Genomic DNA, 5,995 nt, shown 5'->3' on the forward strand with positions numbered 1-5,995 from the left:
CGCGCGCGCGGCGCAGCCCAGGCGAGGTGCGCGACCGGCTGGCGCGGTTGCAGCAGGCCGAGCGCGGCGCGGCGGCGGAGGCGCGCTGGCGCATGGATGGCGAATTGCCGGGGCAGGCGGGCGATCCCGAGAGCGAGGCGCCGCTTCTGCCGCCCCAGCGCGGGTTCCGGCCGATGCCGCCGCTGTCGGATCATGCGGCGGATCCCGATGAGGTGCCCGATCTCGGCAGCCTGCTGCATGACCGCGCCGACCCGGCCCCCGCCGCCCGGCGGCCCGCGCCTTTCCCGTCTTCCGCGTCCGGCCCGGCGGCGGGCGGCGCGCCGGGGGCGCATCTGCCGGTGCTGCGCCAGCCCCGCGGCGGGCTTCCGGTCGCGACCGGATCGCAGGCGCTGAGCCCCGTCGAGGCGGCGCAGATGCGCCGCGGCTTCCGCATCGGCTTCCTGCTGCCCGTGGCGGCGGCACTGCTGTTGCTGGGAGTTTATCTTGGGGCGCCGGTGATGGCGCGCCATCTTCCGGCGGCCGCGCCGGTGCTGGAGCATGTCACCCGGGCGGGCGACGCCATCCAGTCGCGTCTGGCAGGCGGGATCCTCGCGCTGTTCGGGCAGGAACCCGCCGCCGGGTCGTGATCCCCCGGATCCGGCCGGGGCTCAGCCCCGGTCGCGCCCCTGGGTGAAATGGGCGGGGATGAAGGAGCTGGGCTCCGGCAGGGCATTGCGGCCCATCTCCAGGAATTTCTTGCGCCGCCCGGCGACCAGGGCCTTGCGGTCCTGTCCCGACAGCTCGTCCAGCATCGCCTGGATCGCGGTGCCGACATTGGCCATGGCCGCGGCCGGGTCGCGCTGCGCGCCGCCCATCGGTTCGGGGATCACCCGGTCGACCACGCCGAGCGTCAGCAGGTCCTGCGCGGTCAGGCGCAGCGCCTCGGCCGCCTCGCGCATCTTGCCGGCATCCTTCCACAGGATCGAGGCGCAGCCTTCCGGCGAGATCACCGAATAGACCGAATGTTCCAGCATCGCCACGCGGTTGCCCGCGGCGATGCCCACGGCCCCGCCCGATCCGCCTTCGCCGATCACGACCGAGACAAGCGGCACGCCGATCGACAGGCATTTCTCCGTCGCCCGGGCGATCGCCTCGGACTGGCCGCGTTCCTCGGCGCCCTTGCCGGGATAGGCGCCGGGCGTGTCCACCAGCGTCACGACCGGCAGGCCGAACCGGTCGGCCATGTCCATCAGGCGCACGGCCTTGCGATAGCCCTCGGGGCGGGCCATGCCGAAATTGCGGTCCAGGCGGCTGGCCGTGTCATGGCCCTTCTCATGGCCCAGAACGACCACGGGGCGGTCGTTGAACCGCGCCAGCCCGCCCATCACCGCGGCATCGTCGGAAAATCCCCGGTCGCCTGCCAGCGGGGTGAACTCGGTGAAAAGCGCCGAGATGTAGTCCTTGCAATGCGGCCGGGCGGGATGGCGGGCGACCTGGCATTTGCGCCAGGGCGAGAGGTCCTTGTAAAGCGAGGCCAGCAGCGCGCGGGCCTTCTGGTCCAGGGCCTCCGCCTCGCGCTCCACCTCGATCCCGTCCTCGCCGCGGGCCAGCGCGCGCAGTTCCTCCGCCTTGCCTTCGATCTCGGCCAGGGGTTTTTCGAAATCGAGATAGCTGTGCATCCGTCGCTCCGTCTGTTCCGGGGGCTATATGGAGGCGCCACGCGGGAAACGCAACTCGGCAGGGCGGCAGGGGCGGCTTGTCCGGGGGGCGCTGGCGGGCGGGGAACGCGGCCGCAAGGGACGGGGCGGAAAAAGGGGGCCGCGCGTTGCCTCCCAACGCCGCGCGGCCCGGGCGCCGGTCTCAGCTGCTTGCGATCAGCTCGGACTGCGCCACGATGACTTCGGCCTGCTTGATCGACGCGATATCGACCAGGCGGCCCTTGTAGACGGTTGCGCCGAGGCCCTCGGCCCTGGCCTTTTCCATGGCGGCGAGGATCTCGCGCGCTTCGGCCACGGCCTCCGCGGAGGGGGTGAAGACCTCGTTGGCGAGGGCGATCTGCTTGGGGTGGATCGCCCATTTGCCGACCATGCCCAGCGTCGCCGCGCGGCGCGCCTGCGCGCGGTAGCCCTCGTCATCGGAGAAATCGCCGAACGGACCGTCGATCGGCAGCAGCCCGTGGGTCCGGCAGGCGGCGACGATGGCGGCCTGCGCCCAGTGCCAGGGATCCGACCAGTATTTCGCGCCGTCGCGGAGCATGTAGTAGCTTTCCTGCGTGCCGCCGATGCCGGTGGTCTGCATTCCCATCGAGGCGGCGAAATCGGCGGCCCCCAGCGACATCGCCTCCAGCCGGGGCGAGGCGGCGGCGATCTCCTCCACATGGCTGATCCCGGCGGCGGATTCGATGATGACCTCGAAACGCAGCGGCCTGTCGCGCCCGGCGGCGCGCTCGGCCGCGGTGACCAGCGCGTCCACCGCATAGACATCCGCGGCACAGCCCACCTTCGGGATCATGATCTGGTCCAGCCGGCCGGATGCCTCTTCCGCCAGGGCGATCACGTCGCGGTGCCACCAGGGCGTGTCCAGTCCGTTGATGCGCACCGACAGCGTCTTGCGCCCCCAGTCGACGGCGCCGATCGCCTCGATCACGGCCTGCCGCGCCGTTTCCTTGTCCCCGGGGGCGACGGAATCCTCGAGATCCAGGTTGATGACATCCGCTGCCGATGCGGCCATCTTCGCGAAGATCGCCGGGCGCGAACCGGGGCCGAAAAGCTGGCAGCGGTTGGGACGGGCCGGGGCCGCGGGCTGGATGCGGAAGCTCATTCACGCCTCTGGTCATAATCTTGCAGATATCGATGCTGATTGGTTATTTCATTGCCCGTAGGCTTGCAAGCGGAATTCCCGAGCCCCGTGGGCGCCCGGCCCGGCGGCGGAAAGGAGGCGGACCGGGGGCGGACTGGCGGCGCAGGCCAAAAATACGTCCACTTGGGCGGTTTCATCGGGCCAGAGCGGGCTAGGTGCAGGCTATCTATTGAAACTTGGCCCTCGCGGCGCATGATCGCCGTGACTGCGATTGACGGAGTGAATGATGATCCCGCATCCCTATCTGCTGTTCCTCGGCGATGCCCCCGACCCGCTGGCCGCGAAGGTGGCCCAGGGGATCCGCGACTGGCGGCCGGATTTCGCGCTCGGCCAGCTGCGGCTGCCGGGCTGCAAGGCCGACATGCGGATCCCCGACATGACCCTGGCCGAGGCCCATGCCGCCGGGGCGCGCACGCTGGTGATCGGCGTCGCCAATCGCGGCGGGGTGATCTCCGAAAGCTGGATGTCGGTGCTGGTGGAGGCGCTGGAGACGGGCTTCGACATCGCCTCGGGGCTGCACACGCTGCTGCGCGACCAGCCCGCGCTGGTGGAGGCGGCGGCGCGCACCGGGCGCAGCCTGTTCGACGTGCGCCTGCCCGACAGGCCCTATCCGATCGCCAATGGCGAGAAGCGGAGCGGCAAGCGCTGCCTGGCGGTGGGCACCGACTGTTCGGTCGGCAAGATGTACACCGCGCTGGCCATGGAGAAGGAGATGGCGGCGCGCGGGATGAAGGCCAGCTTCCGCGCCACCGGCCAGACCGGGATCCTGATCACCGGCGGCGGCGTGCCGCTGGATGCGGTCGTGGCGGATTTCATGGCCGGCTCGATCGAGGCGCTGACGCCCGACAACGATGCCGATCACTGGGACCTGATCGAGGGGCAGGGCAGCCTGTTCCACGTCTCCTATTCGGGGGTGACGCTGGCGCTGGTCCATGGCGGGCAGCCCGATGCGCTGGTGCTGTGCCACGAACCGACGCGGGCGCATATGCGCGGGCTGCCGGGCTATCAGCTGCCGTCGCTCGAGGCGCTGCGCGATACGGCGCTGCAGCTGGCGCAGGTGGCGAACCCGGCCTGCAAGGTGGTGGGCATCTCGGTCAACACCTCCGGCATGACCGCGGAGGAGGGCGATGCCTATCTGGCGGAGCTGGAGGCGCGCATGGGCCTGCCCGCGGTCGATCCGTTCCGCCAGGGCGCCGCCCGGCTGGTCGACGCGCTCGACGGGATCTAGGCACCGTCCCGCCCCGGGCCTGACCCGGGGCCACCCGGCTCCCGGGAGGCGCCGGGTCAGGCCCGGCGCAGGACAGCACGAAAGGACAAGCGATGACGCTCAAGATAGAGGTGGCGGCCGAGAGCTTCCGCCTGGCCCAGGCCTTCCGCATCTCGCGGGGGGCGAAGACCGAGGCGCAGGTGATCGCCGTCACCCTGTCCGACGGCACCCATGCGGGCCGCGGCGAATGCGTGCCCTATCCCCGCTATGGCGAGACCCAGGAGAGCGTCGCCGCGCTGATCCGCGGCCTGCCTGCCGATGTCACCCGCGAGAGCCTGCAGGATCTGCTGCCCGCGGGCGCGGCGCGCAATGCCGTCGATTGCGCCTTCTGGGACCTGGAGGCGAAGCGCGCCGGGCGCCGGGCCTGGGACCTGGCCGGGCTGCCCGTGCCGGGGCCGGTGATCACCGCCTACACGCTGGGGCTCGACACGCCGGAGGCGATGCAGGCCAATGCGGCGAAGAACGCCTTCCGGCCGCTCCTGAAGATCAAGCTCGGCACGCCCGACGACATGCCCCGGCTGGAGGCCGTGCGCGCCGGCGCGCCCGCCTCCGAGATCATCGTCGATGCCAATGAGGGCTGGTCGGCCGAAGTCTATGCCGATCTCGCCCCGCATCTGGCCCGGCTCGGCGTCACGCTGGTCGAACAGCCGCTGCCCGCGGGCGCGGACGAGGCGCTGATCGGGCTCGACCGCCCGGTGCCGGTCTGCGCCGACGAGAGCGCCCATGACCGCGCCTCGCTCCGCCATCTGAAGGGCAAGTACGACGTCATCAACATCAAGCTCGACAAGACCGGCGGGCTGACCGAGGCGCTGGCGCTGAAAGCGGCGGCGATGGCGGAAGGCTACGGCATCATGGTCGGCTGCATGGTGGGCTCCTCGCTGGCCATGGCGCCCGGCGTGATGCTGGCCCAGGGCGCGCGCGTCACCGATCTTGACGCGCCGCTGCTGCTGGCCGAAGACCGCGACACGCCGATCGTCTATGACGAGGCCGGCATCCATCCGCCCGAGCCCGCGCTCTGGGGCTGACCGAAAGGACCCATCCATGACCCGCATCGTCTATCTCAACGGAGACTACCTGCCCGCGGAAGAGGCGAAGGTGTCGATCTTCGACCGCGCCTTCCTGATGGGCGACGGCGTCTACGAGGTCACCTCGGTGCTCGGCGGCCGCCTGATCGATTTCGCGGGCCATGTGCGGCGGCTGGAACGGTCGCTGGCGGAGCTGGGCATGGAGATGCCCATGCCCGCGGCGGAACTGGAGGCCGTTCATCGCGAGATCGTCGCGCAGAACGCCATCGTGGAAGGCGGGGTCTATCTGCAGATCACCCGCGGCGTCGCCGATCGCGACTTCCTGATGCCCGAGGGGCTGACGCCCACCGTGGTGCTCTTCGGCATGCACATGACCCTGGTCGACTCGCCGAAGGCGGCGACCGGCATGTCGGTCGGGCTGGCCGAGGATCAGCGCTGGGGGCGGCGCGACATCAAGACGGTGCAGCTCCTGTATCCGTCGATGGCCAAGACCGCGGCGAAGAAGGCCGGGTTCGACGATGCCTGGCTGGTCGAGGACGGGGTGGTGACCGAGGGGACGTCCAACAACGCCTATATCGTCACGAAGGACGGGCGCATCGTCACCCGCCAGCTGTCAAACGACATCCTGCACGGCATCACCCGCGCGGCGGTGCTGCGGCTGGCGGGTGAAGCCCAGATGCAGGTGGAGGAACGCCCCTTCACCGTCGAGGAGGCCAAGGAGGCCGCCGAGGCCTTCATCACCTCCGCCACCACCTTCGTCATGCCGGTGGTCAGCATCGACGGCACCGATCTGGGCGACGGCAAACCCGGCCCGGTCGCGAAGCGCCTGCGCGAGATCTATATCGAGGAAAGCGGCGCCCTGGCC

General features: G+C 70.8%; 5 protein-coding genes and 1 pseudogene. 4 read left to right on the forward strand and 2 right to left on the reverse strand.

The window, feature by feature from the left end; genetic code table 11:
* Positions 1–626, forward strand: a pseudogene (locus tag ICN82_RS10540) (hypothetical protein); the annotation flags it as partial.
* A gap of 21 nt (positions 627–647) precedes the next feature.
* On the opposite strand, the gene ICN82_RS10545 reads toward ICN82_RS10540, so the two are convergent.
* Both ICN82_RS10545 and ICN82_RS10550 read right to left on the reverse strand, forming a co-directional pair.
* Positions 648–1,658 (reverse strand): acetyl-CoA carboxylase carboxyltransferase subunit alpha, encoded by a 1,011-nt coding sequence (locus ICN82_RS10545; RefSeq protein ID WP_193182468.1) that lies wholly within the window; start codon positions 1,656–1,658, stop codon positions 648–650.
* Positions 1,659–1,839: 181 nt separating this feature from the next.
* The gene (locus ICN82_RS10550; protein WP_193182470.1) at positions 1,840–2,799 is read right to left on the reverse strand and encodes an L-malyl-CoA/beta-methylmalyl-CoA lyase; all 960 of its coding nucleotides are present in this window, start codon (positions 2,797–2,799) and stop codon (positions 1,840–1,842) included.
* A gap of 265 nt (positions 2,800–3,064) precedes the next feature.
* Between ICN82_RS10550 and dgcN the strand changes: the two genes are divergently transcribed.
* From dgcN to ICN82_RS10565, 3 genes are all read left to right on the forward strand, one after another.
* Positions 3,065–4,066 carry an N-acetyltransferase DgcN gene (gene dgcN / locus ICN82_RS10555; protein WP_193182472.1) on the forward strand — a complete coding sequence of 334 codons (1,002 nt, stop codon included), beginning with the start codon at positions 3,065–3,067 and terminating at the stop codon, positions 4,064–4,066.
* A 92-nt stretch (positions 4,067–4,158) separates the two neighbouring features.
* Positions 4,159–5,130 (forward strand): N-acetyl-D-Glu racemase DgcA, encoded by a 972-nt coding sequence (gene dgcA / locus ICN82_RS10560; RefSeq protein ID WP_193182474.1) that lies wholly within the window; start codon positions 4,159–4,161, stop codon positions 5,128–5,130.
* A 16-nt stretch (positions 5,131–5,146) separates the two neighbouring features.
* On the forward strand, positions 5,147–5,995 hold an 849-nt coding region (locus tag ICN82_RS10565; protein ID WP_193182476.1), incomplete at its 3' end, for a D-amino-acid transaminase.

Origin of the sequence: Mangrovicoccus algicola, from assembly GCF_014903745.1 — a bacterium.
GTDB lineage: Bacteria > Pseudomonadota > Alphaproteobacteria > Rhodobacterales > Rhodobacteraceae > Mangrovicoccus > Mangrovicoccus algicola.